The organism is Myxococcus vastator (assembly GCF_010894475.1).
Lineage (GTDB): Bacteria > Myxococcota > Myxococcia > Myxococcales > Myxococcaceae > Myxococcus > Myxococcus vastator.
On sequence record NZ_JAAIYB010000168.1, the window covers coordinates 1 to 16,101 of the forward strand.

Genomic DNA, 16,101 nt, shown 5'->3' on the forward strand with positions numbered 1-16,101 from the left:
GTGTTCGCGGGCGGGGCCGGGCTCTACTCGGCGCTCCAGCAGCGCTACCGCGACGCCTTCCGCCGCTTCGAGCGCGAGGGACGTATCGACGAGGCCGCGTTCGTCCTGGCGGAGCTGCTCGGCGCCGTCGAGGAGGCCGTGTCCTTCCTGGAGCGGCATGGCCGCTTCAAGCTGGCGGCGGAGCTGGCCGAGGGGCGCAAGCTGGCTCCGGGGCTCGTGGTGCGCCAGTGGTTCCTGGCGCGAGACGTGGCGCGCGCCGTCGCCATCGCCCGGCGAAGTGGCGCCTTCGGGGACGCGGTGGCGCGGCTGGAGCGCTCTAATCCACCGGAGGCCCGTGCGCTCCGGCTGCTGTGGGCGGAGACGCTCGCCGAGGCCGGTGACTACGCGCGCGCCGTGCAGGTGGTGTGGCCGGTGGCGGAGAGTCGTGCCCCGGCGCGCGAGTGGCTGGAGCGAGGCGTGGCGAGCGGCGGCGCGACGGGCGCGCGGCTGCTGGCGCTGTGGGCCACGGCGTTCGCGGATGGGCTGACGGTGGCGGGTGCGCGGGTGCGTGAGCTGCTCGACGACGACACGCCAGGCCGCGCGTCCGAGCGCTTCGTCTTTGGGCTGGCGCTCGTGGAAGAGTCTCCTTCCGCCAACCGCACCGCGCTGGTGGTGCCCACGTTGCGTGCGTTGCTTCGAGACCGGGCGGCGGGCAATGCCCGCTTCACCTCGGACCTGAGCCTCATCAAGCGCTTGTTGGGCGACGCGCCCGACGGCACCCTGCGCACGGACCTGCCGGCGTTGACGGACTGTCTCCACCCCGCGTGGCGCGATACCCATTCACGGCCGCGCATCGACGCCACCGTGCGGGCCTCCGAGGCGGGGACCTTCACGCTTCATGACGCGGTGGTGCTGCCAGACGGGCGGCTGCTGTACGCGCTGGGAGAGGCGGGGGCGCGGCTGGTTCGCGCGGACGGCCGGACGGTGGCGCACTTCGACGTGCCGGCCTTCCACCTGGTGCCTTCCATTCATGGTGACCGGGTCCTGGCGCTCGCGCGGCGGGGGGATGTCTGGCGCCTGTCCCGGCTGGACCTGGTGACGCGCAGGTGCAGCCCCTGGCGTGACATGACGTTGACGGCCTGGTCCCCCAGCTACGACGGCAATGTCTGGTTCGTGGCCTCCGGCACCACGGTGATGATGCTGGATGCGCTCGCCGCTGACTGCCGCGCGCTCTGGCGGGTTCCGGACCTGGCCAGGGGCGTGTCTGCCATTGCGGCGGATGCCACGCACCTGAGCTTCATTGTCGGCAACCAGGAGCGGTGGACGTATACGCTCGCGGACGGGCCCACGCTTCGCGAGCGGTCGGAGCTGCCTCCAGAGGTATCGGGTCCGAACTGCGTGCTCGTCAGCGAGTCCGTGGTGCCGGATGGCGAGGTCATCGTGCTGGGCACGGAGGTGCCACCTCCCCCCGAGGCGCTGACAGGCAAAGTGAACCCGGTGACCTTCGTACCGGCGTGGTTGCCGCCCGTGGCGCTTCGCAGCCGGGTCCCGAAGACGCACGACAGCGAGCCGCTCAAGGCCATCTTCATCTCTCAGGAGTGGTGGCTGGAGTTGCTGGCTTTGAGTAAGGAATGGCAGCTTCAATTGACAGACAGGCGGGGGTTCCTCCGCGCCGTGTTGGCCTTCGAAGGGAAGGACTGGCCCAGGGTGCGGCTCACCGACAGCATGTTGCTGGTGTTCGGCGAGGGGGGCCAGGGTGTATGGCTGGATTTGGAGAGCGGTGAGGTCCGGCACCTGCCGGTGCCTTGAGCCGTCAGGCGCCGTGGCGCAGGTTCGGTGACAAGGTGACGTCGCGGACGGTGAGCCGTCGCTGTGCGTCATCCACTTCCAGCTCCACCTGCACGCCGTCCACCGTCACCAGCAGCGAGGGCGGCGTCCCGGGGAGCGCCATCAGCCAGGTGGAGGCCAGGGGCAGCTCCGTGCCCACCAGCTCCGCGGCGCGCAGCAGGTGCAGGCGCACCGCGTGGCTCAGGGAGCCCGGCAGGGTGCGCAGCGGCAGGGACACGTCCTCGGGCAGGTGCAGTGCGTAGGGCTCGGCGGAGTCCCGGGCGGGAAGCGCGGGGAGCCCGCGAAGCTGGGCGCGCAGGGCCCCGTCCACGGCCTCGGGCGCGTGCGGCTTGCGCAGGTAGCCCACCACGCCGTCCAGCGGGGGCTCCTGGCCGCTCAGCGCGCCGGAGAACATCAGCACGCCCAGATGGCGCAGCCGCGCGTTGGTCCGGAGCTGTCCGTAGAGCTCCCACCCGTCCATCCGCGGCATCAGCAGGTCCAGGAGGATGAGGTCCGGGTGGCTCGCCCGGGGGTGTGTGTCGAGCCAGTCCAGGGCTTCCTGGCCATCCGCCGCGTGGGAGACCTTCACCCCTTCCGCGTGAGCAACCACGGTCAGCCGCTCGCGCCAGGCGAGGTCATCCTCGACGAGAAGCAGGTGATGGAGCGGCCGGGCCATGGTGGAAGAGGCGAGGAGTCTCAAATACCCCGGACCTGAGGAATGCGCCAGGGGCCCGCCCGCTCCGCGTCCGATGCACGACACCCACGGCCTCCAGTGCTTCCCAGTGCCCTGTGGGATGGGCTGATACCCACCTGTTGGGTTTTCCTGCTGGATGCTAGTCAATCAGGTTGGGTAGAGTCTGGATGAGGCTTGCCTCAACTCAGGAAATACTAGACTTGTCCGGATTTAATGAGCGTGTTAGACGCGCTGGCCAACAGTTCACTGCTCGGCTGGAACTGGCGTGTCCACGCTCGAGTTCTGGCGCATGGAGGCATGCATGCGGCGGCGGTTGCGGTTCATGGGCGCGTTCATGGGGCTATTGCTGGCTGCGTGTTCCAGCACGCCTTCTGGCCCCGTGGAGGGGACGGATTATGGCTACCGCAACGGGGATGTCTGGGTTCGTGGTCCTTGGGACGCCATCATGCCTTCGGCGGACGTGGACGCGGTGATTGATCAGTTATGCCCCGCAATCATGCAATTGCCTCGCGCGCAGGGCCGCGAGTACGGGCAGGAGTACTGCGGCGCCATCTACTCCCTGGGCGACGGCACCTACTACGCGAGCCTGCCATCTACGCTGGGCCCGTTGCTCAAGGCGACGCCGGAGCCGCAGAAGTCTTGTTTCGCGCCGCGCTTCGTGAATGATTCGCGTGGACGCACGGTGGTGCTGGCCGACTATCACAGCCATTCGTGGCCCAACTCGCGCATGTCGAGCGCGGACCGACGGCAGTCCCGCCAGCGTTTCAGTATCCGGATTCAGTTCGACACGGGGTGCCGGGTGATGAAGCTGGTCCCCTACGTCGGTGAGGCCCGGCCCGGTGAGTTGTTCGAGCGACGCGAGCGGCACTGGGTGCGGATTGGTGTCATCAAGCCCGAGCACAAGTCCGCGGGCATCGTGACCTGGATGGATGAGTAGCCATGGACGAGCCTCGTCGACCCGGAGACATCATGAAGCGCGGACGCCTCCTCGCCCTGTGCCTGCTGTTGCCCGCATGTGCGCTCTTCCAGCGCCCGTATCGCCCACCGCACGCGCCTCCAGAGGAAGCGGCGAGGGTGGAGTTCCCGCTCGACCTCCCGGCGGATACGCGGACGACGCTGTCAGGGGAGCTGGTGACGGCCATGCAGCTCGCGCTGGACGACTTCCTGCCCCTGGACGTGAAGCCCCACGAGGGCGCGACCGACGTGGAGCGCTGTCTCTACCGGCGTGAATCGTACGAAGTGATTGCGTCCCCAGGCCCCGAAGGTGTGACCTTCGTCCGTGTGACACTGCGTCCGGATGTCTGTGAAAAGCAGAACATCATCATGGACATGGAAGCGACCTACGCCGTCGACGTGGAAGGGCGGCGTATCCTCGCGCGGCAGCGGTAGGTCCGCGTCCGGACGGTGTCTCCACCGCCTTGGCTGTCTGGCACTCCACAGCGAAGTGAGGGGTGGTCCCCTCATGGGGCTGGAAGCCGACGCCAAACATGCACTCCGGGTACAGCTTGTCGTCATCGCCATGGCTCGTCAGTCTGAAACAACCATGGCCCTTCGACTTCAGCTCGCTCCCCGGGCACTCCGGACCCTGGCGGGGTGTTCGACTCCGGTGCGAGAGCAGCTCCAGTGTGAGCTGGGTGCGCTCGCCGCGGGCCTTCCACTCGACGGGCCCTTGCGGTCGGACCAGGGGGGGGTGGTGGTGCTCGACTCGGGTTTTCGAGTCCGCTACCGGCTCGACCTGGGGCGCAGCTTGTTACGGCTGACCCACGTGGCCGCGCCTGCGTTGCCGCGGTCCTGGACCGACGGGCCCCCCGCCGACCCATAGCGGGCGTCCACGTCACACCTCGCGCGGGTCGTTTCGCGGCAGGCGGACCCGGGCGCAGGTGCCGCCGCCCTCGCGGGCGGCCAGGTGGATGCTGCCGCCATGGCGGGTGATGATTTCACGGCTCAAATACAATCCCAGGCCCAGGCCCTCCACGCGGCTGATGGTGGACAGCGTGCCGCCGCGAAGGGCCCGGCTGAAGAGCTCCTCGCCCCCGCGCGGCCCCAGGCCCACGCCCCGGTCCTTCACCTCCAGCAGCGCGTCCCCGTCCTCCCACCGGAGCACCACCTCCACCGGTCCACCCTCCGGGCTGTAGCGGATGGCGTTGTCCACCAGGTTGTAGACGACCTGCTCCAGCCGGGGTTCGTCCCACCAGCCGTCCACGCGCTCCAGCTTCAGCGTCAGTTGATGCTGGGGCGCGGACGCCGCGCGCCGCTCCGCCACCCGCCGCACCAGCGCGGACAGCTCCAGGGGCACCTGCGCCAGTGACAGCCGGCCGCTGGCCAGCTCGGACACATCCAGCAGTTGATTGACCAGCCGCGCCAGCCGGTCCACCTGCCGGTCCATGAGGACCAGGTCCTGCTGACGCACGGTGTCCGGACGCAGCCGCTGCAAGCGCAGCTTGAGGGTGGCCAGGGGCGTCTTCAGCTCATGGCTGGCGATGGAGAAGAAGGCCGCCTTGGCCTGGCTGACGCGCTCCACTTCCTCCAGGTGGCGCTGGAGCCGGGCCGCCATCTCGTCGAAGGCCCGGCCCAGCTTCTCCACCTCGAGGGCGCCAGAGCGGTGGAGCGTCCCGAAGGCGCGCACGTCGCGCTCGCCCGCGGCCATGCGGCCCGCGGCCTGGGACACGGCCTCCACCGGCCTGGAGAGCATGCGCGTCAGCAGGCGGGTGACGGGGATGGCCAGCACCAGCGCCAGCGCCAGCGTGGCCAGCAGCGCGCGGTAGGTGCCGACGACGCCGAAGTCCATGAAGTTCATCGGTTGCTCCACCACGACGCGCCAACCCGTCTGGAGCAGCGTCGCGCTGGCCAGGTGCCGCGTCCCCTGGGCCCGCCGCGGCCTGGGGGCCCGGGGCTCCGTGTCATAGGTGCGGGTGCCCGTGGCGGGCAGCTTCGACAGCATCTCACCCCACGCGGTGCCCTTCAGGGACCGAGGCTTCGGCCCGGGCGTGGCGCCGGTGTCGAAGGCCACGTTGCCGTCCGGGTCCACCAGCAGCGCGCGCTGGCCCGGCGCCAGCCGCTCCTGCGCCACCGCGCGCATCCGAGGCAGGTTGATGGCCACCAACGTGAAGCCTTCGAAGCGCTGCTGCCGGAGCAAGGGCGCGACGGCGACCATGACGGGGCCCGACACCGCGGCGCGGCCCTCGAACACGCCGCTCACCACGGGCGCGCGCGTGCCGCGGACCTCCTGGAAGTAGGCGCGGTCCGCGAAGTTGGCGTCCGCCGCCGATTGGGCGCCCACGCCTTGCGGCGGCCAGATGGCCACCAGGTTGCCGTCGCGGTCCCCGAGGCCGCAGTTGAGCGCGAACGCGGAGTGATACACCCAGTCCCGCAGCAGCTCCTCCAACTGCGGCGGGGACGGGCGCTCCCCTTCGCGCTCCCACCAGTTGATGACGACGCTCGCCAGCAAGGCGGTCTGGGATTGGGCGGTGGCCAGCTCCGCGTCCACCGTCTCCGCCAGCAGGTGCGCGGTGGAGAGGCCCTGGTCATCCACCCGCCGCAGCTCGGCGGCATAGCGGGCCCGGCCCTCCAGCGTTCCCACCAGCATCAGCGGCAGCATCAGCGCCAGCAGCAGCGCCGAGCCCACCGCCGACGACAGGGTGAAGGTGCGCAGCGCTGGCGGCAGCAGGGGCCAGAGCCGCGCGCGCGCCGCGGGCGTCATCAGCACCACCTGCGTCATCAGCGCCGGCACCAGGCTGTTGAGCCCCTGCTTGAAGGCGATGGCGAGCGCGCTCGTCGCCGTGACGTCCACGCCCAGGTGGTAGCTGATGAAGAGGTAGGGGATGCCCGCCAACCAGTAGAGCCCGTCCGCCTGGAGGGGCCAGTAGCGCCGGGTGAGCCCGCCCAGGACGACGGCCTCCATCATCGCGCCCAGCATGGCCCAGGGGTGGCCCCAGAGCTGGACGGTGACGGCCGTGGCGATGCCGGCCGCCAGCCCCGCGCACCAGGGTCCCAGCAGCGGGGCCGCGGGGATGATGACGAAGAAACCCAGGAGGATGTCGATGCCTGGGATGAGCTCCACGGGATGTCGGTTGAGCGCATGGCCCAACAGTCCCACCCCCAGCGCCCAGGCAAACCGTGCGCGCCCGCTCATGTCGAAGGGACCCTAACAACGCCACCCCCGGCGGCCTCCAGCGCTCTTTTCGAGGAGTGTCCGTGACACGCATTCCGGACGTGCGAGGTGGCTGCGTGCTTTTGGACGTTTCCGCTGCCGGGCAGTCGGCGCGCTTTGCTGTTGTCGTCGGCCGCGCTGACGCCTATCCACGAAGTCGTGCCCATCCACCTGGCCGAGTTCCTTCTACAGCAGCGGGAAGCCATCATGTCCGCGTGGGAGGTGGAGGTGCGCCGCATCCCCGCGGCCCAGGCGCTGCCAAGGCTCGCGCTGCGGGATGGGCTGCCCCGGCTGCTGGAGGTCGTCGCCTCGCTGATGCGCCGCGGCTCGCCCGGCGGCGTGGAGGAGGGCTTGGGGGAGATTCCGGACCGGCACGCGATTGAGCGGCTGGGCGAGGGCTTCGACCTGCGGCAGGTGGTGACGGAGTACCGGCTGCTTCGCGCGTGCGTGCTGCGCTTGTGGACGTCCCGGGAGAACGCCACCCACCGCCCGGAGGCGGAGATCGTCTTCCACGAGGCCCTGGATGAAGCGGTGGCGGCCTCCGTCAGCCGCTACTCGCTGGCGCGCGAGCGCACGTTGCAGGCGCTGGACCGCATCAGCACCGCGGCCCTGGGCAGCACCGACGCCGCGAGCCTGTTGCCGAGCCTCCTTCAGGTGCTGCGGGAGACGGTGGCCGTGGTGGACGTGGCGGTCGTCCTGCTGCTGGAGGAGGGCGCCCTGCGGGTGGAGAGCGTCGTGGGCACGGGGATGGCAGTGGGCGACGTGGTGCCCATGGGGGAGGGCTTCACGGGCACCATCGCGGCCACGCGCCAGCCGCTGCTGGTGCATGAGGCCCGCACGGACAGCCGGGTGAGCGAGCCGTCCTTGCGCGCGGCGGACCTGTCCGCGCTGTTCGGTGTGCCGTTGCTCCGAGGTGAGCAGCTGATGGGCGTGGTGCTGATGGGCAGCCGCGCCGCCCGCGAGTTGTCGGAAGAGGACCAGTTCCTCTTCCGGGCCATGGCGGCGCGCACCACCGCGCTGCTGCTGCAAGCCCAGGCGCATGCCCGCGAGCGCGAGGCGCGCGCGGTCGCGGAGGCGTCCCTGGAGCGCCTCCGGGAGAGTGAAGCGGGCCTGCGGCGGTGGGAGCAGGTCTTCAAGCGGCTGGGCGTCGGCGTGGCCGTGGTGGACGCGGCCGAGGAGCGGCTGCGCGAGGTGAACCCCGCCTTCGCGCGCATGCATGGCTACGCGCCGGAGGAGCTGGCCGGCCGGCGGCTGGAGGACACCTATGCGCCGGAAGCGCGCGGCGTGTTGCCTCGGCACATCGCGGCGGCGAACTCCAAGCCGTCGCACGAATACGAATCACTGCACATCCGGAAGGATGGCACCCGCTTCCCCGCCTTCACCCACGTCACGGCTTTCAAGGATGCGGCCGGCCGCGTGGAGCAGCGGGTGGCCACCGTGGTGGACATCACCCAGCGCCGGGCCATGGAGATGGACCGGCAGCGCCTGCTGGGCGCCATCGAGGCGGAGCGCGCGCGGCTGGCGTCGGTGCTGGACCAGATGCCCGCGGGGGTGTTCATCGCGGACGCGCCGTCCGGTCGGCTGGTGATGGCCAGCCGGCAGGTGGAGCTCATCACCGGCAGGCCCTTCCATCCCTCCACGTCGATGCAGGACTACATGGAGGACTATGGCGTCTCGCTGCGCCCGGACGGGCGGCCCTACGCCCTGGAGGACCTGCCGCTGGCGCGCAGCCTGCGCCACGGCGAGGTGGTGCGGGGCGAGGAGATGCTCATCTCCCGCGAGGATGGCCAGTACGTCACGGTGCTGCTCTCCAGCGCGCCCATCCTGGACCGGGAGGGCACCATCATCGCGGCGGTGGCCACCCTGGTGGACGTCTCCGAACGGCGCCGCGCCCAGGAGGCCTCGCTGCAGGCGGCCCGGTTCGGCGAGCGGCTCATCGCCATTGTCAGCCATGACCTGCGCAACCCGCTCAATGCCATCCAGCTGTCCGCGACCCAGTTGTTGCACAGCGAGGCGCTTCCGGAGCGCGAGCGCCGCCTGGTGACGCGCCTCGCCCGCTCCGGCGACCGGATGAAGCGCATGATTTCAGAGCTGCTCGACTTCACGCGCGGGCGGCTGGGGGGCGGCATTCCCATCCAACGCACGGCCGGTGATTTGCGGGCCGTGGTCCGGATGGGGATTGATGAACTGGAGGCGGCCTGGCCGGAGCGCAAGCTGGCGCTCCAGGTGGAGCCGGGCCGCTATGAAGGGGCGTGGGACGGAGACCGGCTGCTCCAGGTGGTCAGCAACCTGGGCGGCAACGCGCTCCAGTACAGCCCCGCGGACGCGCCCGTGTCCTTCAAGCTGTCGGACGGTGGAGACGCCGTGGTGCTGGAGGTCCACAACCCCGGCGAGCCCATCTCCCCACAGATGCTCCCCCGGCTCTTCGACCCCTTCCGGCGCGGCGCCATGGCCGGTGCCGGCGGCGCGGGCAGCAGCGGGCTGGGGCTGGGGCTCTACATCGTCGAGCAGGTGGTGAAGGGCCACGGCGGCCGCATCGAGGTGACCTCCACCGCCGAGGCGGGCACGACCTTCCGGGTGTCACTGCCCCGCCAGCAGGCGGACTGACGCGCTCAGGTGGGGCTCACCACCCGCTCCAGGGTGGCGCGCAGCTCGAACAAATCCACGGGCTTGGGCACCGTGGCCCGGATGCCCTCTGGCAGGGGCTGGGAGCTCCCCGCGCCGGAGACCACCACCACTGGCAGGGTGCTCAACCGCGCGTCCTCGCGCACGTGGCGCATCAGCTCCCAGCCGCTCATCACCGGCATCATCAGGTCCAGGAGGACGGCATCCGGCAGGGGCGGGCGGCTCAGGCGCTCCCAGGCGGACAGTCCGTTGCCCGCCGTCTCCACGGTGAAGCCCTCCAGGGTGAGGAACTCCTCCAACAGCTCCCGGCTGTCGGCATGGTCTTCCACGAGGAGGACGAGGTTGGGCGTGCACATGAGGCTGTAGACTTGTACTGAAGTCCAATGTCCGCCAGTGCCCCAGGGCAATGCGTCCGCCCGTGGACGCCCGGGATGTCCACCGCGACACGATGCGGGGTTTGGCAGTTAAGTCGTCTTTTTCTTGTATATGTCTGATTTGACTCATGGGTGTCAGGCATGCATCGCTCTATGTCTGGATTATCAAGAATCAAGGTGAGGTGTCGTCAATCACCCCTGTGGGAGCGCGGACTTCATACAGGCTGGTGGGAATAATTGCCTCCACATGCACTGGGAGTCCGTGGTATCCGGGTAAACGACTCGACATAAAAGAGTGGCCTCATTGAGAGGCATTTCCCCCTGCAGAGCAGGCGTGCTCCCGGCATGCCAGGAACCAGACATGACACGGAATCATGGCGTCTCCACGCTGACGGCGTTGTTTCTTCTGACGGGCTGTGAGGGCGCGCTTCCCGAAGAGGGCCCGGCGAACATCGACATGGAGGTCCAGCGTCAGGAGGCGAAGGAGACGGGGCTGGACCTGAGCGTGGTGGACCTGTCCGCCTCGTGCGCGGCGACGGCGCTGACGCTCTCCGCGGCCATCAAGAACGAGGCCCTCACGGGCATCGGGGACTCCACCGCGGCGGTGTACGCGGGGACGCCGGGCGCTGGCGGCGTGCGGCTGGGCACCCTCAGTGTCCCGTGGCTGGTGGGCGGAGAGCGCTTCCCCTTCTCGCTGTCGTACACGGTGCCGGAGGGAACGACGAAGGTGGTGGTCGTCGCGGACGAGGACGGCGCCTATCCGGAGGACGACGAGGACAACAACTTCGCCTCCATTGATTTCGAGGTTCCCTGTGCCACCAACCAGCAGCCGGTGGCCAGTTGCCAGGACGTCACCGTCCCCGCGGACGCGGCCTGTCAGGGCAGCGCGAGCATCGACAACGGCTCGTTCGACCCGGATGGCTTCCCGGGGCCGTTCTCCGTGGAGCAGTCGCCCGCGGGCCCCTATGGGCTGGGCACCACGAGCGCGCAGCTCCAGGTGTCCGACGGCGCGGCCACCAGCACGTGCTCGGCGAACGTGACGGTCGTCGACGTCAGCGCCCCCACGCCGGGCGCCAACCGCGGCCTGGTGCTCCAGCCGGTCCTGGGGTCCGACTACGTGCTGGTGCCCCTGGCTGACTGCGCGATGCCGGCCGTCGACAACTGCGGCGGCGAGCTCGACCTGGACGCGTCGGCCCGCATCATCCGCGTCACCTCCGACGAGTCCAACGACGCGCTGTCCCTGCTCCGGCTGCTGGCGTGTGACGACATCAAGCTGACCCCGGACCGCAAGTCCGCGATGGTCCGCGCCGAGGCGGCCCTGCTGGGCAACGGCCGCGTCTACAACTTCACGTACGCCGTGCAGGACGCGTCGGGCAACAGCGCCATCGGCACCTGCAACGTGAAGGTCCCCGCGCTGCTGGCCAACCCCGCCATCGATTCGGGCGTGGTGTACTGCCAGGGCGACAACTGCCCCGCGGGCTCGCGCTACCGCGGGCTGCTCTGCTCGCTGCTGTAGTCGAAGCGCCGCCCCGTCCCACCACTTGAAGTGGGGCGGGGCCGCCGGCGGTGTCGCGTCTCAGCGCCAGGACAGCGCGTACTCCGAGTCGAGCAGGCCCAGCTCGCGCCCCCGCACCCCGATGTCGCGCGCGCCCACGGCCTCCAGGGCGGCGTGGAGGACTCCCTCGTGGTACGCGGTGGGCATGAAGTCCCGCTTCATGACGAAGCGGCCGCTGCGAGGCCCCGTCCACACCATGCGCCGCTCGCCGTAGCTCACCGCCGCGAGGAACCCGGTGGGGAGCTGCCCGAGCAGCAGCCGGGGCTCGTCATAGGCGAGCATCAGCAGGGTGCGGCCCGCGACGGACTCCAGGAAGTCATGCGCGGCCTTCTGGCCCAGGACGCGCTGGGCGGCGGCCAGGCCCCCGCAGGGTTCGGAGAGCAGGTCCGCGGCCTGGAAGGCCAGCGGCAGGAATTGGGTGATGGGGTAGCTGAAGAAGTCGATGTAGCGCTTCTCCGGCAGGCCCTGGCGGCAGCGCTGCTCCAGGCTGGAGCCGCCCACGCGCCGCACCGTCTCCAGGACCCCCCGGAAGAACATGCCACGCGCGGTGTCCTCGGGGGTGGCGAGCGCGCAGCGCTGACGCAGCTCGCGCAAGGCCTCCGGCCCCAGGGGCTGAGGTGGCGCGGGCTCTCGCACCAGGTGCGAGGTCAATCTCAATTCCATTGCGGGGGGCTCCAGAAGAAAAGGGGGACGCCGCCAGGCCGAAGCCAGACGCGCCGTGCTCCAGGGTGGATGCGGGCCCCCACAGGGGCGGCGAACGCCTTGGCCGCCCATGCCCAGACTCACGCGTCCGGCCGCGGGCCTCCGGTCCAGGAGGCTTCACAGACAGGTCGCGGAAGTGTGGCCGTAATGATGCACATTGCATGGAGTGCTTTCGCGAGGCAACCCTGGTCGTCGAATTCTGGTGAAGGGATTGGCTGCTCCCTCAATGACAGACATGGCGAGTAGGGCCGGACGGACCCGGTGCCGGACGGGCCATGCGGGCTGACGCCTGGACGTCTGCCGGGTGTGTGGTTCCGGGTGCGACACTTTTCGCGGAGGGTGCGGGGCGGAGGACTACCCTCCATATCGGTATTTCGCCTGAGGACGTGCTGGGTTATAAGTCGCAGGAAAACTCGTGACCGAGCGCGGCCTGTTCCCGGGCAGGGCGTGCGCTTGGCCCGTACTCACAAGGTTGACGCAGTGAAGACCCACCTCGAAGGTCCAGCTCCTCCCCGCAAGCGGCCCCGCGCTCCGCCTCGAAGCCCGGCGGCGCGCGCCCGGAAGTCGCGCGAGCAGATGGAGAGCCGTCTGGCGGAGAGCGTGGGCGAGGCGGCGCGAGGCGCGCGGCTGCTCGCGGGGCTCACCCAGGCGGATGTCGCGGCGCGTGTGGGCATCGCCGCGGAGGTCTATGGGCGCATGGAGCGGGGGAAGATGATGCCCAGCGTGCCGACCCTGTTCCGCCTGTGTCTGGCGCTGCGGTTGTCGGCGGACGTCGGGCTGGGACTCGCCACGGCGGCCAGTGTCGGCGCCGCGCTCTGGGAGGGGGACTCCAGGCACAGGGACCAGCTCCCGGAGATGCGGAAGGTGCTCCGAACGCTGCGGCGCATGTCGCGCAGGCAGCTCAACCTGATGAACCAGGTCGCGGTCGCCCTCCTGCCGGAGCGGTGAGGGCGGACTCCGGACGGTGAGGCCTTGATTGTCCGGAGGTGGGTGCTTCCGTGCCGGAATGGGTTCCCGGCGCTCCCTGGGGGGCAGGCCTGATGCGTTCTCGGGTGTCTGTGATTTCGTGAGGAGGCCTCGTGAGCGTGAGGCGTGGTGCGGCAACGCTTCGCTGTTCGGCCGGGGACGACATGCACCGAGGGGACTGTGGAGGGCAGCAGCGGGGCCCCTGGTGGCGAGCAACGGGTGGGCACCAGGGAGCGCAGGCCTACCCAAGGGGACGGCCGCCAACGCGCCTTCTTCCGGACAGGCCCTATGCCGACCAGCCCCATGCAGCCGCTACTGGAGGAAGTGACCGCTCGGCACTACCCGAACGCTCCAGCCACTCCAGCGCAGCTCGAGGCGTTCGAGCAGCGCGTCGGCTGGCGCCTGGATGAAGACCTGCGCGCGTTCTATCTGCACTGCGATGGAGCAACGCTCTTTCGCCCATGGCCGAGCCAGACGTTCTGGCTCCTCCCATTGCGAGAAATTCGCCGCGCTCGCGTCGCCATGCGGTTCCGTGACGAGGACGCGATGGGCGCCGTCCCGCCCACCGTCCGCTACCCCGATGTCTCTTCTCTTCAATCAGGCACCAGGCGGTGAACGGTTACTCATCGGGTTGATGGAAAGGCTGGCGCCGCGTCCAGGGCTGACGCTGCCCGCGCAAGTCCGCCCCAAGCCGCTTGTCACACCGCCGTCTCCCTGGCCTCATGGGGGGACCGGGTGCGCCGCGCCCCGCTTGGTGAGGGAATGGCCCGAGGACTTGGGTGGTGGACAGGCAGGCCAGTAGCGCGCGCGGCGGTCGCCGGGGTGGCCCTGCTCATGTCCGCGACTCGGGCGCACGCGCAGGACGCGGGGACGCCGGATGACGGGGGCGCCACCCAGGCCGAGCGGGTGCTGCAGCGCACCGACGCGGGCTGGGCCGTGGAGACGGACGCGCCCTTGTCCGGGGGCGCGGGTGTGCCGGAGCCCGCGTTCACGCCGCCGGCGATGGTGCAGGGCTCGCCCGCGCCCTATCCGCCCGGGCTGGCGTCAGAGGGCGTCGCGGGGGTGGTGAAGCTGGAGCTGCTCATCGACGACGCGGGCGAGGTGGAGTCCGCCACGTTGGTGGAAGGGCTGCATCCCCTGTTGGACCGGGCGGCGCTGCACGCGGCGCCGTCGCTGCGCTTCGCCCCCGCCACCCTGGACGGCCTGCCGGTGGCCGTGCGCATCTTCTTCGAGTACCGCTTCGAGGCGCCCGCGCCGGTCAGCGCCGCGGGGGCCACGCCCGCGGCGCCCATCACCCTGAAGGGTCTGGTTCGCACCAAGGGCAACCGCCGGCCGCTGGTGGGGGCCACGCTGGTGTCGGACGCGCAGCCGGACGCGCCGGTGCAGACGGACGTGGACGGCCGCTTCGAGGCGCGCTGGCCCGCGGGCGTGCACCCGGTGCGCATCACCGCCCCCGGCCACAAGCCCGCCGTCTTCCGCGAGGGCCTGAAGGCGAACGAGGCGCTGGAGGTGGTGTACGGGCTGGAGCCGCTCATCATCAACCCGTACGAGACGGTGGTGCGGGGGGACCGCGAGCGCACGGAGGTGAGCCGCGTCACCCTGCATGACGCGGAGCTGCGCGAGGTGCCCGGCACCATGGGGGACCCCTTCCGCGTCGTCATGCTGCTGCCCGGCGTGGGCAGCATGGTGTCCGGCGTGGCCTACCCGGTGGTGCGCGGCAGCCAGCCCGCGGCCACGGGCTACTTCCTGGATGGCATCCGCGTCCCCATCCTCTTCCACCTGTTCCTGGGGCCGGCCGTCATCCACCCGGACTTCATCGACGCCATCGACTTCTATCCGGGCTCGCCGCCGCCCCGGTACGGGCGGTTGATGGGGGGCGCCATCGACGGGCGTCTCAGCCGCCCGCGGGATGACGGCGTCCACGGCAGTGCCTACGCGGACCTCATCAACGCGGGCTTCTTCATCGAGACGCCGTTCAAGGACACCGGCACCAACGTCAGCCTGGCCGGTCGCTATTCCTATACACCCTGGCTCATCGCCCTGGCGGCCAACCAGCTCCAGGCGCCGCCCCCGCCCGGGCGGGAGAACCCCAAGGTGGTGCTCGACTTCTGGGATTACCAGGGCCGGGTGGAGCAGCGGCTGGGCGAGGGCACGCTGCGCCTGTTTGCCTTTGGCTCGTCGGACACCTTTGGCTCGGAGGCCCAGGACGAATGGGGGGACACCGCGCTGCAGTCCATTGTCTTCCACCGGGTGGACCTGCGGCACCGCCACCCCGTGGGCCCCGGTGAGCTGGAGGTGGGCGGGACGTGGGGGCTGGACCGCTTCGCCATCGTCAGCCGCAGCCCGCCTGGCGACGCCACCGAAATCCATATCGACCAGGGGCACTGGTCCGCGCGCCTGGGCTACACCGCGACGCTGTCCCCCAGCGCCACGCTGCGCGCCGGGGCGGACGTGGAGCACAAGCGCGCCATCGTCGAGCTGCTCCAGCAGGAAGGCGGCCCCGACGTGGACAGGGAGGTGGCGCCCGTGGCGCTGGGCACCTTCATGGGGGCGTGGACGGAGCTGGTATGGCAGCCCCATGAGAAGTGGGCCGTGGTGCCCGGCCTGCGCGTGGACAGCTACCACCTGTCGCCGGGCATTGACCGGCGCGCGCTGGAGCCGCGCCTCACCGTGCGCCACAAGGTGTCGGAGGCGCTCACGCTCAAGGGCGGGGCGGGCCTCTTCCATCAGCCGCCCACCACCCTCATCAGCCTGCCCGTGGTGGACGTGGGCAGCCTGCTGCTGGGGCTCCAGCAAGGCGTGCAGCTCTCCGTCGGCGCGGAGTGGAAGGCGTGGCGCGGCCTGGAGGTGGGGCTGGACGTCTACCTCAACCCCATGTTGCGGACGCTCGAGCTGACGCCCTTCTCCGATGAGGGCCTGGTGGAGGACGAGCCGCCGGATTCCGAGCCGCCTCCAGGCGGCCTGCGCCGCGGCATGCAGTTGGGGGATGACGGTGGCATCCCCGACCGCTCGGACTTCGACTTCCCGGACTTCCGCGGCAGCGGCATGGCCTACGGCCTGGAGTTCCTGCTGCGCCACCCGCTGGGCGACAACTGGTTCGGCTGGCTGTCGTATTCGCTCCAGCGCAGCACGCGCCGCACGCGCTTCTACCGCTACGACGCGGAGGGCCACCGGGGATGACGGTGGCATCCCCGACCGCTCGGACTTCGACTTCCCGGACTTCCGCGGC

Annotated in this window: 12 protein-coding genes and 1 pseudogene; 9 read left to right on the plus strand and 4 right to left on the minus strand. The window is 70.4% G+C overall.

Features of this window, described 5'->3' with window-relative positions:
• Nucleotides 1–1,788, plus strand: a pseudogene (locus G4D87_RS18005) (bpX6 domain-containing protein); the annotation flags it as partial.
• Between the two features lie 4 nt (nucleotides 1,789–1,792).
• Here the strand turns inward: G4D87_RS18005 and G4D87_RS18010 are convergent.
• Nucleotides 1,793–2,482 (minus strand): response regulator transcription factor, encoded by a 690-nt coding sequence (locus G4D87_RS18010; protein ID WP_163783303.1) that lies wholly within the window; start codon nucleotides 2,480–2,482, stop codon nucleotides 1,793–1,795.
• A gap of 514 nt (nucleotides 2,483–2,996) precedes the next feature.
• Here G4D87_RS18010 and G4D87_RS18015 point away from each other — a divergent pair.
• The 3 genes from G4D87_RS18015 (at nucleotide 2,997) to G4D87_RS18025 (ending at nucleotide 4,322) form a co-directional block, all read left to right on the plus strand.
• Nucleotides 2,997–3,437: a hypothetical protein gene (locus G4D87_RS18015; protein WP_240358372.1), complete on the plus strand. Its 441-nt coding sequence runs from the start codon at nucleotides 2,997–2,999 to the stop codon at nucleotides 3,435–3,437.
• 2 nt (nucleotides 3,438–3,439) lie between these two features.
• Nucleotides 3,440–3,889: a hypothetical protein gene (locus tag G4D87_RS18020; RefSeq protein ID WP_163783304.1), complete on the plus strand. Its 450-nt coding sequence runs from the start codon at nucleotides 3,440–3,442 to the stop codon at nucleotides 3,887–3,889.
• Nucleotides 3,890–4,043: 154 nt separating this feature from the next.
• Nucleotides 4,044–4,322 carry a hypothetical protein gene (locus G4D87_RS18025; protein WP_240358373.1) on the plus strand — a complete coding sequence of 93 codons (279 nt, stop codon included), beginning with the start codon at nucleotides 4,044–4,046 and terminating at the stop codon, nucleotides 4,320–4,322.
• A gap of 12 nt (nucleotides 4,323–4,334) precedes the next feature.
• On the opposite strand, the gene G4D87_RS18030 is transcribed toward G4D87_RS18025, so the two are convergent.
• A complete protein-coding gene (locus G4D87_RS18030) occupies nucleotides 4,335–6,560 on the minus strand; it encodes a sensor histidine kinase (protein WP_240358374.1) in 2,226 nt (741 codons plus the stop codon).
• 249 nt (nucleotides 6,561–6,809) lie between these two features.
• Between G4D87_RS18030 and G4D87_RS18035 the strand changes: the two genes are divergently transcribed.
• A complete protein-coding gene (locus G4D87_RS18035) occupies nucleotides 6,810–9,257 on the plus strand; it encodes a PAS domain S-box protein (protein WP_163783307.1) in 2,448 nt (815 codons plus the stop codon).
• A gap of 5 nt (nucleotides 9,258–9,262) precedes the next feature.
• On the opposite strand, the gene G4D87_RS18040 is transcribed toward G4D87_RS18035, so the two are convergent.
• Nucleotides 9,263–9,631, minus strand: coding sequence for a response regulator (locus tag G4D87_RS18040; RefSeq protein ID WP_163783308.1), 369 nt, complete (start codon nucleotides 9,629–9,631; stop codon nucleotides 9,263–9,265).
• A gap of 379 nt (nucleotides 9,632–10,010) precedes the next feature.
• On the opposite strand from G4D87_RS18040, the gene G4D87_RS18045 reads away from it, so the two are divergent.
• Nucleotides 10,011–11,165, plus strand: coding sequence for a CARDB domain-containing protein (locus G4D87_RS18045; RefSeq protein WP_163783309.1), 1,155 nt, complete (start codon nucleotides 10,011–10,013; stop codon nucleotides 11,163–11,165).
• A 60-nt stretch (nucleotides 11,166–11,225) separates the two neighbouring features.
• Here the strand turns inward: G4D87_RS18045 and G4D87_RS18050 are convergent, their stop codons facing one another.
• Nucleotides 11,226–11,867, minus strand: a complete 642-nt coding sequence (locus G4D87_RS18050) for a DUF2378 family protein (RefSeq protein WP_205507629.1) — start codon at nucleotides 11,865–11,867, stop codon at nucleotides 11,226–11,228.
• Between the two features lie 519 nt (nucleotides 11,868–12,386).
• On the opposite strand from G4D87_RS18050, the gene G4D87_RS18055 reads away from it, so the two are divergent.
• The 3 genes from G4D87_RS18055 (at nucleotide 12,387) to G4D87_RS18065 (ending at nucleotide 16,052) form a co-directional block, all read left to right on the plus strand.
• On the plus strand, nucleotides 12,387–12,854 hold the full coding sequence (locus G4D87_RS18055) for a helix-turn-helix domain-containing protein (RefSeq protein WP_338044977.1): 468 nt from the start codon (nucleotides 12,387–12,389) through the stop codon (nucleotides 12,852–12,854).
• A gap of 321 nt (nucleotides 12,855–13,175) precedes the next feature.
• Nucleotides 13,176–13,487, plus strand: a complete 312-nt coding sequence (locus G4D87_RS18060) for an SMI1/KNR4 family protein (RefSeq protein ID WP_163783311.1) — start codon at nucleotides 13,176–13,178, stop codon at nucleotides 13,485–13,487.
• A gap of 219 nt (nucleotides 13,488–13,706) precedes the next feature.
• Entirely contained in the window at nucleotides 13,707–16,052 is a 2,346-nt protein-coding gene (locus tag G4D87_RS18065; protein ID WP_240358375.1) for a TonB family protein, read from the plus strand.
• Nucleotides 16,053–16,101 lie beyond the last annotated feature (49 nt).

Coding starts and splice junctions, on each gene's coding strand:
- G4D87_RS18010 (WP_163783303.1), bottom strand. CDS start 2,482: ATGGCCCGGCCGCTCCATCACCTGCTTCTCGTCGAGGATGACCTCGCC.
- G4D87_RS18015 (WP_240358372.1), top strand. CDS start 2,997: ATGCAATTGCCTCGCGCGCAGGGCCGCGAGTACGGGCAGGAGTACTGC.
- G4D87_RS18020 (WP_163783304.1), top strand. CDS start 3,440: ATGGACGAGCCTCGTCGACCCGGAGACATCATGAAGCGCGGACGCCTC.
- G4D87_RS18025 (WP_240358373.1), top strand. CDS start 4,044: ATGGCCCTTCGACTTCAGCTCGCTCCCCGGGCACTCCGGACCCTGGCG.
- G4D87_RS18040 (WP_163783308.1), bottom strand. CDS start 9,631: ATGTGCACGCCCAACCTCGTCCTCCTCGTGGAAGACCATGCCGACAGC.
- G4D87_RS18045 (WP_163783309.1), top strand. CDS start 10,011: ATGACACGGAATCATGGCGTCTCCACGCTGACGGCGTTGTTTCTTCTG.
- G4D87_RS18050 (WP_205507629.1), bottom strand. CDS start 11,867: ATGGAATTGAGATTGACCTCGCACCTGGTGCGAGAGCCCGCGCCACCT.
- G4D87_RS18060 (WP_163783311.1), top strand. CDS start 13,176: ATGCAGCCGCTACTGGAGGAAGTGACCGCTCGGCACTACCCGAACGCT.
- G4D87_RS18065 (WP_240358375.1), top strand. CDS start 13,707: ATGTCCGCGACTCGGGCGCACGCGCAGGACGCGGGGACGCCGGATGAC.